At 47.4% G+C, this 21,005-nt stretch carries 17 protein-coding genes; 9 read left to right on the top strand and 8 right to left on the bottom strand.

What is annotated here, in order from left to right:
* Positions 1–373: 373 nt before the first annotated feature.
* From ACZIX4_RS07580 to ACZIX4_RS07565, 4 genes are all read right to left on the bottom strand, one after another.
* On the bottom strand, positions 374–1,078 hold the full coding sequence (locus ACZIX4_RS07580; protein ID WP_463335015.1) for a porin family protein: 705 nt from the start codon (positions 1,076–1,078) through the stop codon (positions 374–376).
* A gap of 196 nt (positions 1,079–1,274) precedes the next feature.
* Positions 1,275–2,537, bottom strand: a complete 1,263-nt coding sequence (fabF, locus tag ACZIX4_RS07575) for a beta-ketoacyl-ACP synthase II (protein WP_463335014.1) — start codon at positions 2,535–2,537, stop codon at positions 1,275–1,277.
* Complete coding sequence (locus ACZIX4_RS07570) at positions 2,534–2,968, bottom strand: PaaI family thioesterase (protein ID WP_463335013.1); 435 nt, start codon at positions 2,966–2,968, stop codon at positions 2,534–2,536. The genes fabF and ACZIX4_RS07570 overlap by 4 nt, the downstream gene beginning before the upstream one ends.
* A 71-nt stretch (positions 2,969–3,039) precedes the next feature.
* A complete protein-coding gene (locus ACZIX4_RS07565) occupies positions 3,040–3,633 on the bottom strand; it encodes a TetR/AcrR family transcriptional regulator (RefSeq protein ID WP_463335012.1) in 594 nt (197 codons plus the stop codon).
* A 160-nt stretch (positions 3,634–3,793) separates the two neighbouring features.
* Between ACZIX4_RS07565 and ACZIX4_RS07560 the strand changes: the two genes are divergently transcribed.
* Positions 3,794–4,111: an HPF/RaiA family ribosome-associated protein gene (locus tag ACZIX4_RS07560; RefSeq protein ID WP_463335011.1), complete on the top strand. Its 318-nt coding sequence runs from the start codon at positions 3,794–3,796 to the stop codon at positions 4,109–4,111.
* A 66-nt stretch (positions 4,112–4,177) separates the two neighbouring features.
* Here ACZIX4_RS07560 and ACZIX4_RS07555 read toward each other — a convergent pair whose 3' ends face one another.
* Together ACZIX4_RS07555 and ACZIX4_RS07550 are read right to left on the bottom strand one after the other, a co-directional pair.
* Positions 4,178–4,741: a hypothetical protein gene (locus ACZIX4_RS07555; protein ID WP_463335010.1), complete on the bottom strand. Its 564-nt coding sequence runs from the start codon at positions 4,739–4,741 to the stop codon at positions 4,178–4,180.
* 316 nt (positions 4,742–5,057) lie between these two features.
* A complete protein-coding gene (locus ACZIX4_RS07550; protein WP_463335009.1) occupies positions 5,058–5,411 on the bottom strand; it encodes a hypothetical protein in 354 nt (117 codons plus the stop codon).
* A 118-nt stretch (positions 5,412–5,529) separates the two neighbouring features.
* On the opposite strand from ACZIX4_RS07550, the gene ACZIX4_RS07545 reads away from it, so the two are divergent.
* The 6 genes from ACZIX4_RS07545 to ACZIX4_RS07520 all read left to right on the top strand — a co-directional run bounded on the left by ACZIX4_RS07545 (position 5,530) and on the right by ACZIX4_RS07520 (position 15,470).
* Positions 5,530–6,945 carry a T9SS type A sorting domain-containing protein gene (locus tag ACZIX4_RS07545; protein WP_463335008.1) on the top strand — a complete coding sequence of 472 codons (1,416 nt, stop codon included), beginning with the start codon at positions 5,530–5,532 and terminating at the stop codon, positions 6,943–6,945.
* A gap of 5 nt (positions 6,946–6,950) precedes the next feature.
* Positions 6,951–7,391, top strand: coding sequence for a nucleoside deaminase (locus tag ACZIX4_RS07540; protein ID WP_463335007.1), 441 nt, complete (start codon positions 6,951–6,953; stop codon positions 7,389–7,391).
* A 575-nt stretch (positions 7,392–7,966) separates the two neighbouring features.
* The gene (locus ACZIX4_RS07535; RefSeq protein WP_463335006.1) at positions 7,967–13,480 is read left to right on the top strand and encodes an alpha-2-macroglobulin family protein; all 5,514 of its coding nucleotides are present in this window, start codon (positions 7,967–7,969) and stop codon (positions 13,478–13,480) included.
* Positions 13,481–13,734: 254 nt separating this feature from the next.
* On the top strand, positions 13,735–13,980 hold the full coding sequence (locus ACZIX4_RS07530) for a hypothetical protein (RefSeq protein WP_463335005.1): 246 nt from the start codon (positions 13,735–13,737) through the stop codon (positions 13,978–13,980).
* Positions 13,965–14,267, top strand: coding sequence for a type II toxin-antitoxin system RelE/ParE family toxin (locus tag ACZIX4_RS07525; protein WP_463335004.1), 303 nt, complete (start codon positions 13,965–13,967; stop codon positions 14,265–14,267). Before ACZIX4_RS07530 ends, ACZIX4_RS07525 begins: the two co-directional genes overlap by 16 nt.
* A 6-nt stretch (positions 14,268–14,273) precedes the next feature.
* Positions 14,274–15,470, top strand: a complete 1,197-nt coding sequence (locus ACZIX4_RS07520; RefSeq protein ID WP_463335003.1) for a glycoside hydrolase family 88 protein — start codon at positions 14,274–14,276, stop codon at positions 15,468–15,470.
* An 8-nt stretch (positions 15,471–15,478) separates the two neighbouring features.
* Here ACZIX4_RS07520 and ACZIX4_RS07515 read toward each other — a convergent pair whose 3' ends face one another.
* A complete protein-coding gene (locus ACZIX4_RS07515; protein WP_463335002.1) occupies positions 15,479–16,804 on the bottom strand; it encodes a hypothetical protein in 1,326 nt (441 codons plus the stop codon).
* Positions 16,805–16,963: 159 nt separating this feature from the next.
* On the opposite strand from ACZIX4_RS07515, the gene pbpC reads away from it, so the two are divergent.
* Complete coding sequence (gene pbpC / locus ACZIX4_RS07510) at positions 16,964–19,360, top strand: penicillin-binding protein 1C (protein ID WP_463335187.1); 2,397 nt, start codon at positions 16,964–16,966, stop codon at positions 19,358–19,360.
* Positions 19,361–19,569: 209 nt separating this feature from the next.
* A complete protein-coding gene (locus tag ACZIX4_RS07505; RefSeq protein WP_463335001.1) occupies positions 19,570–19,977 on the top strand; it encodes a tetratricopeptide repeat protein in 408 nt (135 codons plus the stop codon).
* Here ACZIX4_RS07505 and ACZIX4_RS07500 read toward each other — a convergent pair whose 3' ends face one another.
* Positions 19,978–20,976, bottom strand: a complete 999-nt coding sequence (locus ACZIX4_RS07500) for a substrate-binding domain-containing protein (protein ID WP_463335000.1) — start codon at positions 20,974–20,976, stop codon at positions 19,978–19,980.
* Positions 20,977–21,005: the final 29 nt, after the last annotated feature.

The following is a 21,005-nucleotide window of genomic DNA, read 5'->3' as shown; positions in this document are numbered from 1 at the left end:
TGTTCTTAAAAATTGATGTGTGGTAAGAAAAGCTTCTGAGCCGCTGAGTTACTTAGCCTTAATCACAGGACAAAGTTCCGGCTATACAGATTGCTAAAAATTGATGTAGGGTAAGAAAGGAATTTAGATTTTTGGATGGTTGGATTTTTGGAATCTTAGATAGTTAGGTACTTTAAAAACCGAGTGAAGCTGCTCCCTCCCCATTGGGGAGGGCTGGGGAGGGGAAAAAGTGAAGTTCTCCAAAAAAATCTAAGAACCTAAAAATCCAATAATCTGAAGATTAAAAGCAAGTGAAGCCCACCCTTCCCGTTAGAAAAGGTTTTAAAGAGAACAAGTGAAGTTTTCTAAAAATCCAATAATCTAAGCGATAGCATCAGAGTATGTAAAACATCAGCCCCAGCTTTATGGGGTGCATGTTTATTTTGGCACCGCTGTCCATAAAGGCATTTTCGTACAGGGGCGTAAAACCGTAATAGGCATAAAAATTCCAAGTGTTGTAGCCCGCTGCCACGTACACACCGCCCATTACCTTATTAAGGTTCGGGTCGCCGGTAACCTCCAGGCTTTTGTTGGCCGCAGGTTCGTACTGTGCCTTGCCGTAAATCAGGTAGCTCAGCTTTACCCCGGTATATATGCGCCAAAACTGGTGGCTTACAGAATCGCTTGTCCTCCAGCGGAGTTCCAACGGCACTTCAAGGTAGTGCAGCACCAGCTTGTTTTTGTCGAATTCGCTTTTAGAGATAATACTGTAATTGGTTTTACCGTCGGCTTCCTGCACCACAAAATTATGCTTCATATTAGAATACGAATAACCAACACCTATGGCAATAGCCTTGTTACGGGCCTTATTTACAGGAAAATCGCGCAGGAAACCAAAGGCAAGCCCCACCGGTACTGAGTATTGCGAATATCCTTTAGGCTTCTGGTTGATAAGGTCGTATGATATGGAGGCATAGAACTGGTCTTCGCGGTAATGCGGGTCGGGCACAATGGAGTCAAGCTTTTTTACGGCATCAGTGTCCTGGGCCAGTGCCGTTACCGAAAAAAACAGTAGTATGTAAAAGAGTAAGCCGCGCATAAAAATTGATATTACTACAAAGATGCAAAACTTTTGGCAAATTGTAGCAGGCAAAATCGTTTTGCCACGAATTGCACGAATTGGCAAAAATACAACCAAGGGAACATTTTTGGCAAAAAAATACCCCGGCTAAATTGACCGGGGCACTATATCTTCAAGACTAAGTATCTAAGGGACTCAGCGTCTCAGCAGCTTCTTACAACACCTTCTTAAACAGGCTGCTGGCAGTATGCCCACCGAAGCCAAAGGTGTTGTTCAGTACGTATTTTAAGTCAGCCTTTTGGCTTGCGCCGATAACCAGTTTGGCATTGGCCGGTATGCGGTCGTCAAGGTTATCCACTTCCGTATTGATTGTGCCGGGGATAATACCATCGCGCAGCGACAGTATACTGATGATGCTCTCCACAGCACCGGCAGCACCCAGCAGGTGGCCCGTCATGCTTTTGGTAGCCGTAACCGTAATATCATTTCCTTCAAAAACGGTAGCAATACCGGTAAGTTCACCAATGTCTCCCAGCGGTGTAGAGGTAGCATGCGCGTTTACATAGCCCGCTCCAGCCACTTCAGCCGGTGAAATACCCGCTTCTTTAAGGGCGCGTTTCATGCCCAGTATGGCGCCAAGGCCATCAGCCGGGGTACCGGTAAGGTGGTACGCATCGGCAGCCATACCGCCGCCTATAAGCTCAGCATAAATTTTAGCGCCGCGCGCCACAGCATGATCCCATTCTTCCAGAATCAGCGAACCCGCGCCTTCACCTGCTACAAAACCGTCGCGGCTTTTATCAAACGGGCGCGAGGCTCCTTCAGGGTTGTCGTTGTTTTTGCTCAATGCCTGTGCCGCACCAAACCCGCCTATAGACGATGGTGTAAGCGCAGCCTCACTACCGCCGGTAATCATTATGGTAGCCTTGCCCATACGGATGGTATCGGCAGCGGAAATGATGGCCGAGTTACTCGACGCGCAGGCCGAAACCGTAGCGTAGTTAGGCCCATGCAGCCCGTAACGTATAGAAAGTACACCAGCAGCAATATCTACAATCATCTTCGGGATGAAGTACGGGTTAAAGCGCGGTGTACCGTCACCGGAGTGGAACTCTTTCAGTTGTTCTTCAAATGTACCGATACCACCGTTCCCGGTAGCCCATATTACACCCACATCATAACGCTCTTCTGCACTCATGGCCGCAAAGTCGATGCCCGCATCACGCAGGGCTTCTTCTGTGGCTGCTATGGCATACTGGGTGTACAGGTCGTATTTCTTCAGTTCTTTCTTTTCAATGTAATCTTCGCCGTTAAAGCCCTTAACCTCGCAGGCAAAACGCGTTTTGAATTTAGAGGCGTCAAACTTGGTAAGGGGGCCTGCGCCGCTTTTACCGCCCACAATGCCTTCCCAAAACTCGGCAACAGAATTACCAAGCGGGGTTATGGCGCCAAGGCCGGTTACTGCAACTCTTTTCATTTTATGTCAGTTTTTATAAGATTCGAATATCCTTTGGCCAACAGTTTTGTTCTGTCGGCATTCCATACATCGGCATGGATGTTTACTATCTGGCGGCCTTTTTTCACCACCTGTGTCTCGGCAATGACTATATCGCCCACACGTGCTGCGGCAAAATAATCAACGGACAAATTTACGGTAACATGGAAAACTTTTTCGCCATAAGCTATTAAAGTTGCGCCCATGGCATCGTCTATAATCGCTGCGGTAATCCCGCCGTGCAGCGTACCGAACGGATTTGCCATTTCCGGGCGTATGGTGTATTGGAACGCAATACTGCCTTCCTCTACTTTAAGCAGTACCGGCTTCAGCCAGTTCATGAACCGTGAGGGCGAACCTTCCACCTCTTTTCCTATAAACTGCCGTAAAAAGGCCGCTTCTTTTGTATCCATAAACACTTTATATTAAAAATACCGAATGTTATATTTAATAATACCAATCGGTATAATATTATTCAAAAAAATTATTTAGCCACATCGTTCACCATACGTTTGGCTACTTTAAGAGCTGCATTCATCACATCATTGTTACCGGTAAGCTTCCACAGCATTACACCGCCCTCTATAACGGCAATAAAGCCATAGGCAAATTCGGCAGCATCTACACTCTTGCGTATTTCCTTTTGCTCCTGCCCTTCCTTAATAATGTTCTCCACATTTCGTTTCCAGAGTTGTACTGCAACCTGGGCTCTTTTGCGCAACTCGGGGTGGGTGTCATCGGCTTCGGTAGCGGTATTCAGTACCGGGCAACCGTATTGCAGTATAGCATCTTTAGGCATTTCGGCATATACCGATATATAGGCTTTCAGCTTATCCATTGCAGATGCATGCTTGCCACCCAACTTTTCGCTGATGCGGCTTACTACCCTGCGGTGGTTGTAGTCAAAAGCTGCAAGGGCCACCTCATCCTTGTTTTCGAAGTTGCCATAGATACTGCCTTTGGTAAGGCCGGTGGCTTCGGTAAGGTCTGATATAGACGTACCCGCATACCCCTTGCGGTTAAACACTGGGGCGGTTTTCTCTATAATAAACTGTTTTGTTTTTTCAGCCTTAGTCATAACACAAAGGTAATCAATAAATATACCAAACGGTACAAAATTAAAAAATATTTTGTGATGATAAAAATCATGCCCCAAGTGCTAAGTTGATGCTAATTTTAGGTACAGAAAAAGTAAAAAGCCGTAACTTTAAAATTCGAACTTTAAAAATGTAAAAGCTATGCAAGTACATTTAAATACAGACAACCACATAGACGGCGGAGGCCGTAAAGACGGCTACTGGAGTGAAGTAGCCCTTGAAAAACTAAAACGTTTTGAAGACCAGATTACTACGCTGGAAATACATGTAAAATGCCACAACAGTGGTGCAAAGCAGGGTTCGCCCGATAAGGAATGTACCGTAGAGGCGCGCCTGAACGGCCGACCGAACCAAACTACAGCCTGCAAAGCAGAATCTGTAGAAAAAGCCATAGCCGGTGCACTGGACAAAATGAAACACCTGCTGGAACATTCGTACGACAAGCTGCGTACCCATTAAAGCCGCATAATATTGCATATAAAAGCCTCCAATATGGAGGCTTTCTCTTTAAGTATCAGACTTTTATTAACGGACATTTAACGTATCTACAGGTGGGGATACAACATCTCCCATAATCATACCTTCGTCCATTTTAGGAGGTTCTACTATAGTAGTCACCGTGTCTTTAGGTTTTGCAGCAGGTATTTTTGGTTCTTCAATGTTTAATACCGTATTTTCATCTTCACCTCCACCGTGAAACACTGCAGTACCTGTTGTAGGTTGTTCCTGCTCTACAGACGCCGGTTCTCCTGTAGTTTTATTGCAGCTAAACAGGGTGGTACCCATACACACCAATAGTGCCAGGGCAAACATCTGTATACTGCTCAGCGGCCTGCGGGCTATACGGTTTACCAATGCCGGTGGCAGCAACGGCTTTTCGGGTTGGGTAAGCTGCTCGTTACGGAAACGCCCACACACTTTTTGCCCTTTATGCTCCTCAAAGAAATTGGCCACCCCTACATTATCCATTGTGGTAAAGTCGACAACAGTCTTTTGGCACAAGCCGCAAAAACGTCCTTTGTCTTCGGGAGTCATGGCATCCCAGTTTTCATGGCAGGGCTTTGGTATAGAAATGTTTAAGGGTTTCATGTACGGTTGGCTTTTATTTTTTAAAACGGAAATTATCAGGGTTTATTTTACCTCTTTCTATTCTATGACAACAGAAGAATGATGTCTCGCAAAGACGCAGAGGCGCAAAGTTGGGATTACCTTCTCTCTACTATATTAAGTGATTGATAAGTCGCAAAGGTTAGCGGCTTATAAAACATTTCAGGAGAATACTAATTCCGGTTACAAACTTTGCGACCCTGCGTCTTTGCGAGGAAAAAAAAATAAAAAAATACCCGGCTGCAATGCACAGCGCGGGTAATAGTATATTTCGTGTATGGCCTGGCATACAGTGTGTTTATTTCCTTCCTTTTATCCTCCAGCCCACAGCCGTAGAATCAGACGGAAAATTTACCGAATCTGTTGGGGTGCCGCCGGGGTTCTCTTCACCGGGGTACGGTTCGGTCCAGCCCGGTTCACCCACAACTACACTGTCGCCCGGGAAATTTATGGTATCGGAAACACCAACATCGAGCGTATCGCCTATTACAGCAATGGAGTCATAATATACGCTGTCATAAACGCCGGTGGTATCGGCCAGCGTATCGCCGGCCATTAGCGATTCGTTAAGGGCGGTAGGGTCATCGGCTTCGCAATGTATGGAAACCGCAGCCACTGCAAGTGCAAATGCTGGGATAAAAATTCTTTTCATAGCAAGATTGATTTTTTGATTAAACGGATATTCAGCAATTTTATTTGTTAAATATAATGATTTCGTGACATCTACACCACAGGAAACACTATTTTTGCCCTAATACAAACCAATTGCTATGAAAATAAAAACACTTTTCACCCTGATGTTATCGGGGTTTTCTGCAACGCTTTTTGCCCAGGCACTTGTAGCCGACACAACCTTTAACCCCGGTACCGGTGCGGAAGGCACAACCGAGGGCGGTAACGTAAAGTATGTTTATGTAAACCGCCAGCTTTCTGATGGTAAAATAATCGTAGGCGGGCAGTTTACCCAGTTTAACGGACAACCAGCCAACCAGCTTGTACGCCTTAATGCCGATGGCAGTACCGATACTTCTTTTACCGCCGAACCTGCTCCTTGGCTCGTAGGCAGCGTAGCCGAAGATGAGGACGGCAAAATAGTATTTGGCGCCATGAACAGCGTGGTAAAACGCCTTAATACCGACGGTAGCACAGACACCACTTTTAACATGCCGCAAATGGCCAACTACTATGGAGACATCGCTTTTGTGGCAAGGCAGGGCGATAAATATATAGTATCGGGCATATTTTCTACCTTCGGATGGGAAGCCGTGCAGTACCACCACCTTATCCGCCTGAACCACGATGGCTCTTTAGACACTACGTTTGCAGGCTCCTTGTTTGACAATGATGCCACGTTTGCACACGCTTATGTACTGGCCGACGGAAAAATTATGGTTACGGGGCAGTTCAGCACGTTTAACGGACAGGTGGCAAGCGGCATTGTAAGGCTGAATGCCGACGGTACCGTAGACACTACTTTTAATACCGGTACCGGTGCCCAGGGTATTGTACGTGGATTTACTGTACAGCCCGACGGCAAATACATTATTACCGGCAACTTTAATTCGTTTAACGGCATTACAAGGAACAAGTTGGCACGCCTTAACAGCGACGGCTCTGTAGACGACAGCTTTGTGCCTCCTACAGGCGATACGGTTATAGGTTTTACAGTAGGTATAGCAGCCGACGGTAAAATTATAGTAGGCGGAACCTTCCACGATTCGTACATTGATTTTGAAAATGACGACAGTGTAACGCGCTACCTGCAACGTTTTAACACTGACGGGAGCCTTTACGAATACCAAACCGGTGTAAATATCGGCAACCAGATTATAGACCTCCAGGTACAGGCCGATGGCAAAATACTGATAGGCGGCTGGTTCGAATCGTATAGCGATGCCCCTGTAGGCTGCGTAATGAGGCTTACAGAAGGTACAGCAGGTATAATAGAAAACCAGAAAACACCGCTTACCGCCTACCCTAACCCATTTGACAGTACGTTGCATATAGCATCTGCAGGTTTTTCTGCAAATGCACAGGTTTCAGTGGCCGATACTACAGGGAAAATATTGTACCGCACTAACGGTATCCCCGAAAAAATAGACTTGTCATCTTTTGCTTCAGGCGTATATTTGCTGCACGTATCAGACGGTGACAAAACTGCCGTACAAAAAATAATACGCAAGTAACCACTATGGAAAACCCCTTTACCCACGAGTATTTTATGAAGAAAGCCTACCAGGAAGCGCAAGCTGCTTTTGACAAAGGCGAAATACCTGTGGGTGCAGTGGTGGTGGTAGACAACCGCGTTATTGCCAAAACACACAACCTTACCGAATTGCTTACCGATGTTACCGCCCATGCCGAAATGCAGGCCATTACCGCCGCCGCAGGCTACCTGGGGGGTAAATACCTTACTAACTGTACCATCTACATCACTTTAGAACCCTGCCAAATGTGCGCCGGTGCCCTGTACTGGAGCCAGATAAGCCGCATAGTATATGGCGCCCACGATACCCACCGGGGCTACACTGCCATGGGAGGAAAACTCCACCCGAAAACCGAGGTGATTACCGGTATTATGGAAGAAGAATGCAGCGCCCTGATGAAGGATTTTTTTAAACGGAGGAGGTAATTCGCTCGTTTTAAAATTTCACCACAAAGCCCACCACGTCTTTTCACAACGTACACAAAGCAAGTCGTATAATTTCATTTTACACTACGTTTTTAATCCCGATTATCGGGATTGGGGACACAAGGTTGGCACGTCATGCCTTGTGTACTTAGCAGCTTGGAACAAGCTTTATACATAAAGCTTTGTGCCGTTGGTGAAAACCTTTGTGCCCCTCGTGGTAAAAAATACTTCGCTAAATAATCACCTTTTAAGCAATGATTATTCTTACAAATATCTTAATGAAAACCAAAGTTTTACGCCCTCTTGTTTTTGTGAAAAAAAAATTATTAACTTCACACAATATTTATCGGCTATACGTAGTTATAGCAAAAATTGAGGGTTGAAAAACCACAAGGTTCACAAAGGTTTTTAATAAGTTCACAAGGTTGTTCTGTATTGCTTTTGCGGGCCGCACCCTCATTTGCCGTACCTCCTTGTTCCCTTCCGTAAAACGCCCCCGTGCCCCGCGTGCCACACAATCTTCTTGGGAACCAAAAATTTAAAAAAACGACCTTAACCTTTCACAGACCAGCGCCATGAAAACACTAAAACTGGTGTGCTGCCTTGCGGCCATCACATGGTTTTTTAATGCCTGCCAAAACGATGCAGGCCCTGAGTTCGACTCAGATTTCTCCCTCTACCGCGATTACATCACAAATTTTTCCTCCGGGGTCATTTCCACTAAGGCCGACATCCTCGTGGGGCTCGCCTTCACCAAAAGCGAATGGGTACAGGACCAGGAGCTCAGCAGCGATTACTTCAGCATTTCGCCTGCCGTAAAAGGGAAAGTAACCCTTTTACCCGACAACACCCTTGCCTTCCGTCCCGATAAACGGCTGGAGCACGACAAGGAGTATTATGTAACCCTGCACCTCTCTAAATTCATTAAGGTGCCGGACAACCTGCGTGATTTTAAATTCCGTGTGAAAACGCTGAAACAGGATTTTATGGTAACGCCAAACGACCTGCAAAGCTATGACCGCGACACCCAGTACCTGAATGTTACCCTGAAAAGTGCCGACAACCTGGACACTAAAATTGCCGAAAAGCTGATTACCGCCACACAAAACGACCGTAAGCTTGAAGTGAAGCTTGTAAGCACCATGCAGGGCAATGCCGAATTTAACTTTGTTATAGACGGCATTAAGCGTGAGGCGAAGGACAGCAACATTACCATAAGCTGGAACGGCAAGCCTTATAACATAGAGCAGGAAGGCAGCACTGAGTACACCATACCCGGCAAGGACAACTTTAAGGTAATGAGCGTACAGGCCGCCGAGGGCGATAACCAGACGCTGCTCATCAATTTCTCTGACCCTGTGCGGAAGGATCAGGATTTTAGCGGGCTTGTAGCGGTAGAAACCGTTAAGGGCATCACATTTTCTACCGAGGGCAACCTGCTTAAGGCATACTTTGCCGAGCCGCTGAACGGGAACTTTTTGGTCGAAGTTTTCCAGGGAATAGAAAGCACCGAAGGCTATAAGACCAAAACCACCTTTTCTGAAAAGGTATTGTTTGAACAGCTGGCGCCACAGGTCCGCTTTGCCAAAAACGGCACCATACTACCTGCCAGCAGCAACCTGAAACTGAACTTTGAGGCCGTAAACCTCAGCGCCGTAGACGTGCGGGTCTACAGAATATTTGAAAGCAATGTAATGCAGTTTTTGCAGGACAACGATATAAGCGAAAGCGGCTACAGCCTGCGTGATGTGGCATTGCCCGTAGCCAAGACCAAACTGGTACTGAACAGTAACAAAATGCTGAACTACGGCAAATGGAACGCTTTTGCACTCGACTTATCGAAACTGGTAAAACCCGAACCGGGCGCTATTTACCACATAAAACTATCCATGCGCAGGTCGTACTCGCTGTACCAATGCGATGGCGAGGAACCTGCCACTGACAGTGCGGATAGTGAAGAGGAATCGGGTGACGATGAAGCCGAGGAAGAGGATTTTACCGAATACGATGACTACGATTATTATCACGAAGATTATGACTGGGACCAGCGCGAAAACCCGTGCAGCAACTCCTACTATTACGACCGCGAGGTAGAAACCAATGTATTGGCCAGCGACCTGGGTGTTATTGTAAAAAAAGGCAAGAACAACAGCTTCTTCTTTGCCGTGACCAGCATTACCTCTACCAAACCCATAGCGGGTGCCAGCGTGACGCTGTACAACTACCAGCAGCAAAAAGTGGCTTCGGGCCAAACGAACAATGAGGGTACCGTTACCCTTAACAGCGACCGCAAGCCGTATTTTGCCATTATAAAACAAGGCAGTAATACTACTTACATAAAGTTACAGGAAGGCTACACGCTTTCGCTGAGTAACTTTGATATAGACGGCACTGAGTTGCAAAAAGGTCTTAAAGGCTTCATTTATGGCGAACGCGGCGTATGGAGGCCGGGCGACACGCTGTACCTCAGCTTTATCCTGAACGACAAGGAGAGCAAGTTGCCCTCTACCCACCCTGTAAAACTGCGCCTGAGCGACCCGAACGGTAAAATGATGCATCAGGCTGTACAGCCGCGCAACAGCCTGAACCATTATACCTTTATAGTACCCACCCAAACCGGCGCGCCTACGGGCAGTTGGGAAGCCATGGTATCAGTCGGCGGGGCGCATTTCTATAAGGCGGTTAAGATAGAAACCATAAAACCGAACAGGCTCAAGATAAAGAACGGCTTTGACGGGCACATGCTTTTTGCCAATAAAAAGAACAACGCCACTGTAAGCGTAGCATGGCTGCACGGTGCAGTAGCCAAAGGATTGAAAGTAGAAATGCAGGCCAAATTCATGCAGCAGTCCACAACGTTTAAGGGCTATACTAACTATGTGTTCGACGACCCTGCACAGGATTTCGGTACAGAGGAGGTGAATATCTTCTCAGGCAACGTAGACGAAACCGGAAGCGCCCAGGTGAGTGTGGAGCCTAAGCTGCAAACCCGCGCACCGGGCATGCTGAAGGCGGCCATCATTACCAAAGCGTATGAAAAAGGCGGCGATTTTAGTACCGATGTGGTTTCGGCGAGCTATTCGCCTTACGATACCTATGTGGGTGTGCGTATGCCGCAGCCGAACAAATACGGCATGCTGGAAACCGGCAAAAGCAACCGCTTTGAAGCCGCAACTGTAGATGCTAACGGCGTACCACGCGCAGGCCGCAAGCTGGAAGCCAAAGTATACAAAGTAGAGTGGCGCTGGTGGTGGGATACCGGTAACAACGGCGTATCTACCTACAGCAATGCCGTGAGCAATACACCTGTATATACTACCCTGCTTATGACCGGTGCCGACGGTAAGGCTGCCTTTAACTTTAGTACAGATAAAGAAGAATGGGGTAACTACCTGGTACGCGTTACCGATGTTCAGGGAGGCCACTCGGCGGGGGGTACCGTGCTTATCGACTATCCGTACTGGAGCGGGCGCAGCCGTGCCACAACCGGCGAGGAAGCCGCCATGCTCATGTTTACTACCGACAAGCAGAAATATGCCGTAGGCGAAAAGGCCACCATATCCATCCCTTCGAGTGAGGGAGGCCGTGCGTTGGTTTCACTGGAAAACGGTACTAAAGTGGTAAAAACCTATTGGGCACAAACCAAGAAAGGCGAAACCCAGTTGCAAATACCAATAACAGGCGATTTGGCACCAAACGTATATGTGCACGTAACGCTGCTTCAGCCACATGCATCCACCAAAAATGATGCACCGATACGCCTGTACGGCATAGTGCCGATAGAGGTGGTGGATAAATCGACAGTACTGGAACCGCAAATAAGCATGCCCGATGTACTGCGCCCTGAACAGAAAACCACTGTAAAAGTAAGCGAGAAACGCGGCCATGCCATGACCTATACCATAGCCGTGGTAGACGACGGCCTGCTGGACCTTACCCGCTTTAAAACCCCGGATGCCTGGACGGCTTTCTATGCCAAAGAAGCGCTGGGCGTAAAAACATGGGACGTATACGACCAGGTAATAGGTGCGTATGGCGGTAAAGTAAACCAGGTATTCAGCATCGGTGGTGATGCCGATATGGGCGGCGGCAAGGCGAAGAAAGCCAACCGCTTTAAGCCGGTAGTAATGTACTACGGCCCATTCAAACTGGAAAAAGGCCAAAGCCGTACACATACCCTGCAATTGCCTAAGTATGTTGGCTCAGTGCGTACCATGGTGGTAGCCGCTGATGACCAAACCAGCGCATACGGCAGTACCGAAAAGACCACACCGGTACGCAGCCCGCTGATGCTATTGGCTTCGCTGCCGCGCAAGGTAACACCGGGCGAAAAAGTATCGCTTCCGGTAACGGTATTTGCCATGGAAAAACAGATAAAAGATGTAACCGTACAACTGAAAACCAACAATGGCCTGAAAATTATCGGAACGGCTTCGCAAAAAGTGAGCTTTGCCCAGCCCGATGAAAAAGTGGTGTATTTTGACCTTGAAGTGCCGAATACACTGGGCATAGGTAAAGTCACCGTTTCGGCGATAAGCGGTAAGGAACGCGCCAGCTACGATGTGGAGCTGGATGTAATGAACCCGAACCCTGTTACCACTTCGTTTAAGGAAATTGTACTGAAACCGGGCGGTTCGGCTACTATTGACTGGCAACCGTTTGGCGTGGCAGGCAGCAACAAGGCAAGGCTTGAGGTATCGTCGTTCCCGAGTATCGACTTTAACCGCAGGCTCGATTACCTGATACAGTACCCGCACGGCTGCGTGGAGCAGACTACCTCATCGGTATTCCCGCAGTTGTACCTGGGCGACATTGCCGACATTGACCAAAACCGTAAAAACAAAATACAGAAGTATGTAACGGCGGCCATTAAAAAGCTGCAAAACTTCCAGACCGGCAGCGGTGGCTTTGCCTACTGGCCGGGCAATCCTGAACCCGATGAGTGGGGCAGCAGTTACGCGGGGCATTTTATTGTAGAAGCCGAGAAAAAAGGTTATGCCCTGCCGCTTAACATGAAAAAACAGTGGCTGAATTACCAGAAAAACATCGCACGCGAATGGCGCTATACTTCAGGCAACCATAATGATATGGAGCAGGCTTACAGGCTGTATACACTTGCGTTGGCCGGTTCGGCTGACCTTTCATCGATGAACAGGCTGCGCGAAACACCGGGCATCGGCAATGAGGCCAAACTGCGCCTTGCTGCGGCTTATGCACTGGCCGGGCAAAAAGGCGTTGGCCAGCAGCTTTTAGCACAAAGTGTACTCGATGAGGCTAATGAATACAGCTACTATTATTACGGTTCGCCGGAGCGTAACAGGGCCATGGCACTGGAAACGCTGATTGTACTTGGCGAGAAAGAACGCGCCTTTAACCTGGCTACAAAACTTGCCAAGCAGATGAGCAGCAACCAGTGGATGAGTACGCAAACCACGGCCTACTGCCTGTACAGCATGAGTAAGTTTGCGCAAAGCAACGGCCAGAAAGGTATTGACATAGCGTATACGTCTAACGGTAAGAGCGGTTCGGTAAAAACTGCCAAGACCTTTGCCGACCGCGTGCTGGATGTGACTGCCAATAATAAGGTGACGCTGCGCAACAACAAGCAGGGCAACCTGTATGTAAAGGTGGTGTACAGCGGCATCCTGCCTGTAGGCCAGGAGCAAACCGAACAGCGCGGCCTGAGTTCGTCTATAGTGTTTAAGGACCGTGCCGGTAAAGTGATTAACCCTTCTACGCTTTCGCAGGGTACCGAGTTTGTAGCCGAAGTTACCGTAGGCAACCGTAAAGGTGAACGTGTGGAGAACATTGCGCTGACGCAGATTATACCAAGCGGATGGGAGATAGTAAACACAAGGTTTACCGACTTTGGCAGCTTTGCCGAAAACCAGGTGGACTATACCGATATACGCGACGACCGCACGAATTTCTACTTCAGCATGAAGCCGAACGAGAGCCGTACCTTCAGGATACTGCTCAATGCCAGCTATGCGGGTACGTATTACCTGCCGGGTGTGCAGGCAGAGGCCATGTATGATAACAATTATGTGGCAAGGACCAAAGGCCAGTGGGTTAAGGTGGTGCGGTAATGCACCACCCCTCCCTTTGGCTATCGTGTGGACACAAATCGCTTTGTGGACTTTTTTGCTTTCCAAAGGAAAGCCTTCGTGTTCGTATTAAGCATAATTTATGTCTTTTGTGCCCTTTGTGAAAAAACTTTGTGCACCTTGTGGTAGAAAATTCCTCGCAAAGCCGCGAAGTCGCGAAGATGTGTCCACACGATAGCTCCCTTTCGGGGGAATAATGTAAAAATGTGCTATATTTGGTATAAAAAGCAGCAATAATGGAAGCTATAAAACTAAGGGAAAAGCTGATACAGGAAATCAGCATGGCCGACGAAAGCCTGCTGAAAGCAGTAGATGACGTTGTGGAGCAATACCACAGCCACCATCCGTCTGTTGTTTCTGAACCCCTGTCTGTTGAGCAATATAACCTTGAACTGAAACGTGCTGAAGACGATATCAGCAACGGAGATTCCTTTAGCCATGAAGAAGTAGCCGAAATTATAAAGCGATGGGGAAAAAGGTAACCTGGTCGCGCTTTGCGTTGGAACACCTTAGTGATATCCATGAATATATTTCGAACACTTCAAGCTCTGTAGCCATTGCAGATAAAGTTGTTTACACTATTTATAGCCATGTTTCAGCGCTTTCCATTAACAGCCTGATGTATCCTTTAGACATTTACAAGCTTCATAACGACGGCAGCTATCATGCTTTCGAAGTTTATAAGTATCGTATTTCATACAAAATACTTGCCGACGAAATCCATATCCTGGCCGTAAGGCATACGGCCCGTAATCCCAAACAATATTAACCATCAATGAAAAACCTCACCTTTAGCATAACTTTTTTAATCACAGCAATCGGTTGCTTTGCCCAGAAAAATACAGACAAGCCCAAACTTGATGCATACAAGGCATTGACAGAGGCCGCAGCACAATACACTTACCTCAGCACAACCGTAGCGCCGGGCCAGTACCCAAAGACCTGGCATGAGGACAAGCAGAAGGCTGAAAACAGCGATTCGGGGTGGTGGTGCAGCGGGTTTTATCCCGGTACATTGCTGTACCTTTATGAAGCCGAGGGGGCACCGGCACTGAAACAGGAAGCACTTGCCTTCCTGGAAGACCTGAAAAAAGAACAGTACAATACCACCACGCACGACCTGGGCTTTATGATGTATTGCAGCTTTGGCAATGCTGAAAGACTCAACCCTAAAAAGGAGTATGAAGACGTGCTGATGCAAAGCGCCAAAAGCCTCATCACGCGTTATAACCCGGTGGCAAAGTGCATAAAATCGTGGGACAGTTCACCGTGGAACCATGCGTCTGCCGAAGAGATGCCGGTGATTATTGACAACATGATGAACCTGGAACTGCTGTTCTGGGCCAGTAAGCACAGTGGCGACCCGGTATACCGCGACATTGCCATTAACCATGCCAATACCACCATGAAAAACCATTTCAGGGCCGATTACAGTTCGTACCACGAGGTGGTGTACAACATCCATACCGGTAAGGTCACCAAACAGATAACCAACCAGGGCGCTGCCGATAAGTCATCATGGGCACGTGGGCAGGCCTGGGGGTTATACGGCTATGTGGTAATGTACCGTGAAACCAAAGATGTAAAGTACCTGGAGCAAGCCAAGCACATTGCACAATACATACTGCATTACCCTACGATGCCGAAAGACCTTATCCCGTACTGGGATTACCAGGCACCGGGCATACCTAATGCACTGCGCGATTCTTCGGCGGCAGCCATAACGGCTTCGGCACTCATAGAGTTGGCTGGTTATGTGGACACAAGGCTCACGAATGAATATTGGTCGGCAGCGGAAACCATACTTACAACGCTTACAAGTCCGGAGTATTTTGCCAAAAAAGGCACTAACGGCGGCTTTTTGCTGAAACACGGTGTGGGTAACATGCCAAACAAAACCGAAGTAGACACCCCGCTGAGCTATGGCGACTACTACCTTGTAGAAGCGCTAATACGGTACAGCTCTTTATAAATAGGCCACTACCACATGCAGGGGTTGGTACCTTCTTTAGGGATGGGGCGGTAAAACAGGAAACGGTGCCACCACAGGGGTTTACTGAATTCAGATTCTTTCAGGTTGGGTATATCTAACAGTTTGCCTTTGTAGCATATGGTGCAGGAAGCTGTTGAATCCCTGCGTACCCAGTTGCGAGCCATACGCTTAAACTCTATTAACGGGATATCGCACTCTTGCGGTGTAAGCGGGCCGTACCATTCCGCACCTTTGGGCATGCGGACTATAGACACGTAGTCTTCTTCAAAATCCCAGATTTTTGTCTGTTTGGTATCAATGATAAGGTGGTTGCTCCTGCTCTTTTCGGTTATAATATTGCTGTACATGTTAAGTGTCCGCGCAGTAGAAAGGCCTACGTAGCTTTGCAGCCCCCACAACGATATGGCTGTAACGGCCAATGCAGGCAAATAAGGGCTTAGGCACACCTGCCGTACTGCCTTGGTTTTATAAAACAGCGCCCTGAACAGGAATATGTAGCCTATGCTGTACACAAAGCCTTTTTGCAACACCATAAAGTTGTGCTTGCCCAAAACATAGCCGGTAACCTGCATAGGCAATGCAGCAATGATGCACACCGCCATGTATATATTTAAATCTTTCGTCAGGGAGCTGTAGTCATCCTCATCAAGGTTAAGGTAGCTGCCCACGAGCAGGAATACTGCAAAGGACGAGAAGTTGACAAACGAGCAAAACGACAGGTAAAAATGGAACAGTACAAATAAGAAAACCGTAGGCTTACGTGTCCTGTAATGCAGCAGCCCGAAAGGCAGCACCAGCTCAAACAGGAGGGTAAAAAACTGGGTAATGCGCACCAATGGCAAAGGCAGGGTACCTGTAGTTTCAAACATTGTAAAGCTGATGTGCGATACACAGCTGCCGTCGGCATTAAAAAAGCCGGTGTTCAACTTGTGGAAACCGGTAATAAAATACAGTACTATAAGCGTGCACCGTATGGTATAAGTAATGGTAACAGGGCTGATGCGATGCCTTAATCCAAGGCTTTTGCAGGCCAACAGGGCTAAAATAATAACCCCAATTACGATTTCTACATTAAAATGGTTGGCCAGCCGGGGCACACGGGGCAAAAACATAACCGTACAGGCTGCTACAGATACCGCTGCGGGCCACCACCTCCTGTAATTAAGGAACTGGATGCACACCATACAGAATACGAGTAACGTAGTGTAACGGCTGAACCACCGCGTACTGGCCAAATGAATGAGCAATGCACAATGGAACAGGCACAGCAGGATGGATATGCCCGGGCGCAGTTTATAATTCAGGGAAAGCATGTACCGTTTTGCATTATGTTACAGATGTACACAAATATATTTAAACGAGCCGAAAAGCACAGATAACCCGAACCAAAAGTTTATTTTTAATACCGATTAACCCACTATCATTGCACACAATGCCGTATGAGCAACATCATAAAAAATACAGTAAACCGCATGGGCCAATTTATAAAGGCAACCGGCCCGCGCATATTGCTTTGGGTAAAAACCCATAAAATAAAATCGGGTATTGCCGTAGCGTTGCTCGTGGGGTATTATTTCTGCCTGCCGCGTACGCTGTTCAGCGAGCCGTATAGCACCGTTATAGAAAGCGCTGAAGGCAACCTGCTGGGCGCACGCATAGCGGCCGACGGGCAGTGGCGTTTCCCGGCGCAGGACAGCGTGCCTTATAAATTTCGCCAGTGCATTGTGTATTTTGAGGACCAGCATTTTTACAGGCATCCGGGTTTTAACCCTGTGGCTATTGCCAAGGCCATGAAACAAAACCACGATGCAGGGCGTGTGGTACGTGGCGGCAGTACGCTTACCCAGCAGGTTATCCGCCTGAGCAGGGAACACCAAAAGCGTAGCTATTTCGAGAAGTTTATTGAAATTATCCTGGCTACACGTTTGGAATTTCGTCACAGTAAAGACGAGATACTCGGGCTGTATGCCGCTCATGCACCGTATGGCGGAAACGTAGTGGGGCTGCAAATGGCTTCGTGGCGGTACTTTGGCGTACAGCCGCACCAGCTTTCGTGGGCAGAGACGGCTACACTGGCGGTATTACCCAATGCACCAAGCCTTATTTTCCCCGGGAAGAACCAGAAACTGCTGCGTGCCAAACGCGACCGCCTGCTGAAAAAACTATACGATGAAACGGTAATCGATGAGACTACGTACGAACTTTCATTACAGGAAGATTTACCACAAAAACCGTTCGACCTGCCACAGGCGGCTCCGCATTTATTGCAACGTGTAGCCAAAAAACAGGAAGGGCAGCGCATACGTACCACCGTGAAATCGGCATTACAAAACAGGGTTAACCAAATCGCAGCACGCTACTACCAGGAGTACCGCCAAACCGAGGTACACAACCTTGCTATTTTAGTAGTGGATGTAAAAACCCGCAACGTGATGGCTTACGTGGGCAATTCCCCTACCGATAAAGCCCACCAAAAAGATGTGGATATTATCCCTGCACCACGCAGTACGGGGAGCATCTTAAAACCTTTGCTGTTCGGGTCGATGCTGGATGCAGGCGAACTATTACCAAACACACTCGTTGCCGATGTTCCCACCCAAATAGCAGGCTACAGCCCTAAAAACTACGAGCTGACCTACGACGGTGCTGTACCCGCCCAGAAAGCCCTTTCGCGCTCGCTAAACATACCGGCGGTTCTGATGCTGAAGGATTATGGCATCTACCGGTTTTATGACAAGCTGCAGGATTTTAAACTGAGCAATATTAACAAGTCGCCAAACCATTACGGGTTGTCGCTGATACTTGGTGGCGCCGAAAGCAACCTGTGGGATTTGTGCCGCACGTATTCGGGGCTTACGGCTACGTTGAATTATTTTACCGCCTCGCAGGCCAAATACCGCAGCGATGAGTTTACCGACCTGAACTACGACAGCACTGTACAACGGACATTTGGCAATGAAACATGGCAGAAACCTGTAATAGGTGCAGGTGCCATATGGTGCACCTATAACGCCATGAAGGAAGTAAACCGTCCCGAAGGCGACGAAGCATGGAAGTTTTACGACTCGTCACTGGAAATTGCCTGGAAAACCGGCACCAGCTTTGGCAGCCGCGATGCTTGGGCTATTGGCACTAACAGCCGCTATGTGGTTGGGGTTTGGGTGGGCAATGCCACCGGCGAAGGCCGTCCGTCACTTACGGGGGTGGGCAGCGCTGCACCCGTATTGTTTGATGTGTTTAACCTGTTGCCAAGGCAAAAATGGTTTGCCCCGCCGTATAATGATTTGCAGGAAGCTGAAGTTTGTGCCACAAGCGGGCATTTGGCAGGGGAGCATTGCCCCGTGTCTAAACAGTGGATACCGGTAAGCGGCAGTAAAACCAAGCCCTGCCCTTACCATAAAACCGTGCAGCTGGACCCGACAGGGCAATACCGCGTAAACAGTAGTTGCGAAGCCATAGACAATATGGTGACCCAAACCTGGTTTGTACTGCCGCCCGTTATGGAATGGTACTACAAGAACCTGCATATGGATTACCGCCCACTGCCGCCGTACAAGCCCGGCTGCGAGGGTACGGCAGGTACTTATATGGATTTTATTTACCCGAAGGAAAACGGCAAGGTATACCTCACCCGGAATTTTGCCGGCGAGGTGCAACCTGTTATCTTTAAGGCCGCGCACACCAACCCGAAAGCAAAGATGTTTTGGTACCTGGGAGAGAAATATTTGGGCGAAACCCAAACCTTCCATGAAATGCAGGTGCGCGCCACTACCGGCAGCTATTACCTTACCATAACCGATGAAAGCGGTAATGAAGCAAAGCGGTTTATAAAAATTGAAGCACCGGAGGAATCGCGCAATAATCTATAAAAAAATCAATATTTTAACTTTTACAAAGTTTATATGCGCCATTTAAATATCAAATAAGAATAATATTATTACAACTTTAGATAACTAACCAATAATTGATTTTAACGTGTTTTTAACCATTTCGATTTTGCTTTAGTAATTTTTTTAGTAGTTATTTGTAATACAACAACTGACAATTTATCCTATTTAATATTGAAAATTTACATGTTATGAAGTTTATCCTCAGCTTTATAATGTTTTGGTTTATCAACTCTGTATGTGCGCAAGACACTATTAGTAAAGCACATATACAATTATTAAAAACTGCTGATTCACTTTTCGAAAAAAAAGAATATAAACTGGCAATAGGCGAGTATACTAAAATTTTAAAGTCTGACCAAAACAGCGAAATCATCTTTAAACGGGCAATGGCTGCGTATTGCCTTAAAGAATATCAGGCTGCAATTGATGATTTTACAGTTTTGATAAACAAAGGTTCATTTAGCGTAAAAGATTCATATTTTTTAAGAGGCATGTGTAAGGTCTCAGTCCATCAGGATAGTTGTTCCGACTTTTTTAAAGCTAAAGAATTAGGCTTTAATGCAGATTGGGACATGTTGTTTTCTATATGTAATTAACTACAACGACCCCCGTTCTATCAGCCTGCTGGCGTTTTCCACGCTGTCCCGTTTTTGAAGTACAATCATTTCGGCGAGGATTTTCCCCATGGCGGTAAAGTCGGTAGAAATGGTGGTAATGCCGTTGCCCACCACCTTTTTCAGCGGTATATCGTTATACGAAATAATGCCCACATCCTTGCCTATACGCAATTGCTGCACACGCGCCTGTTCTATAACGCTTACCAGGTGGCGGTCATTCAGTATCACATAGGCTTCACCGGGTTCTATGCCGTGGTTTTCAAAATCGGGGATCACCTCATAGGTAAAACCGTTGTCGTGGCAAAACTGCAAAAAACCCTGGCGCATACCCGGCGGCTGCTTAAAGTCGGGGAAAATCAGTATCAGTTTGCGGTATTTACGGAGCCTGACCACCCCTTTGGTAAGCCCGTTGTACATATCGTTTACAAAATTCTGGTGGATGGATGGGTATTCGGCCAGTTCGGCAGTGGTCTGGTCCAGTATGTACACATCGTTCTTGGGGAGTTCCTTAATTATGTCTGCGACACCCTGCAGCGTGGTGGGCATAATCACGTATTTGCTGTAGTCACCGTTGTTTTCGTTTACCAGTTTTTTAAACACATCGATATTAAAATAATGGAAGAAAATATCAATCTGTGCGCTGCTGCCCATCGTTTCCTTAAAAGAATTGTACAGGTCTTCCTTAAAGGAGTTGAACTCATCAAACAGCAGGAACACGCGCTGCTCCAATGTAAACTCCTCACTCTTTACGTAATACCCTTTACCCAGGCGTGCATAGATAATACCCCGCTTCTTCAGGTCTTCATAGGCAAGCAAAACCGTATCGCGCGACAGCGAAAACTCCAGTGCCACCTTGTTTACGCTGGGCAGTTTATCGCCCCGGCGCAGGCGCTTTTCGCTAATGGCGGTTTCTACCGAAAGCACTATCTGCCTGTACTTTGGCAGGCTGCGGAAGCTGTCTATGTGTATCAGTTTCATAGCTACAACGTTTTAAACTGGTGGCTAAT

The organism is Flavobacterium niveum, from assembly GCF_055231775.1.
Note: the sequence above shows the minus strand (reverse complement) of the source record. Positions and strands in the feature narration are given on the sequence as shown.

Excerpts from the sequence above, each read along its gene's own strand:
- ACZIX4_RS07580 (WP_463335015.1), bottom strand. The coding sequence starts at position 1,078 with ATGCGCGGCTTACTCTTTTACATACTACTGTTTTTTTCGGTAACGGCA.
- ACZIX4_RS07545 (WP_463335008.1), top strand. The coding sequence starts at position 5,530 with ATGAAAATAAAAACACTTTTCACCCTGATGTTATCGGGGTTTTCTGCA.
- ACZIX4_RS07500 (WP_463335000.1), bottom strand. The coding sequence starts at position 20,976 with ATGAAACTGATACACATAGACAGCTTCCGCAGCCTGCCAAAGTACAGG.
- ACZIX4_RS07540 (WP_463335007.1), top strand. The coding sequence starts at position 6,951 with ATGGAAAACCCCTTTACCCACGAGTATTTTATGAAGAAAGCCTACCAG.
- ACZIX4_RS07560 (WP_463335011.1), top strand. The coding sequence starts at position 3,794 with ATGCAAGTACATTTAAATACAGACAACCACATAGACGGCGGAGGCCGT.
- ACZIX4_RS07530 (WP_463335005.1), top strand. The coding sequence starts at position 13,735 with ATGGAAGCTATAAAACTAAGGGAAAAGCTGATACAGGAAATCAGCATG.
- ACZIX4_RS07565 (WP_463335012.1), bottom strand. The coding sequence starts at position 3,633 with ATGACTAAGGCTGAAAAAACAAAACAGTTTATTATAGAGAAAACCGCC.
- ACZIX4_RS07535 (WP_463335006.1), top strand. The coding sequence starts at position 7,967 with ATGAAAACACTAAAACTGGTGTGCTGCCTTGCGGCCATCACATGGTTT.
- ACZIX4_RS07555 (WP_463335010.1), bottom strand. The coding sequence starts at position 4,741 with ATGAAACCCTTAAACATTTCTATACCAAAGCCCTGCCATGAAAACTGG.
- ACZIX4_RS07515 (WP_463335002.1), bottom strand. The coding sequence starts at position 16,804 with ATGCTTTCCCTGAATTATAAACTGCGCCCGGGCATATCCATCCTGCTG.
- ACZIX4_RS07525 (WP_463335004.1), top strand. The coding sequence starts at position 13,965 with ATGGGGAAAAAGGTAACCTGGTCGCGCTTTGCGTTGGAACACCTTAGT.
- ACZIX4_RS07520 (WP_463335003.1), top strand. The coding sequence starts at position 14,274 with ATGAAAAACCTCACCTTTAGCATAACTTTTTTAATCACAGCAATCGGT.
- ACZIX4_RS07570 (WP_463335013.1), bottom strand. The coding sequence starts at position 2,968 with ATGGATACAAAAGAAGCGGCCTTTTTACGGCAGTTTATAGGAAAAGAG.
- fabF (WP_463335014.1), bottom strand. The coding sequence starts at position 2,537 with ATGAAAAGAGTTGCAGTAACCGGCCTTGGCGCCATAACCCCGCTTGGT.
- pbpC (WP_463335187.1), top strand. The coding sequence starts at position 16,964 with ATGGGCCAATTTATAAAGGCAACCGGCCCGCGCATATTGCTTTGGGTA.
- ACZIX4_RS07550 (WP_463335009.1), bottom strand. The coding sequence starts at position 5,411 with ATGAAAAGAATTTTTATCCCAGCATTTGCACTTGCAGTGGCTGCGGTT.
- ACZIX4_RS07505 (WP_463335001.1), top strand. The coding sequence starts at position 19,570 with ATGAAGTTTATCCTCAGCTTTATAATGTTTTGGTTTATCAACTCTGTA.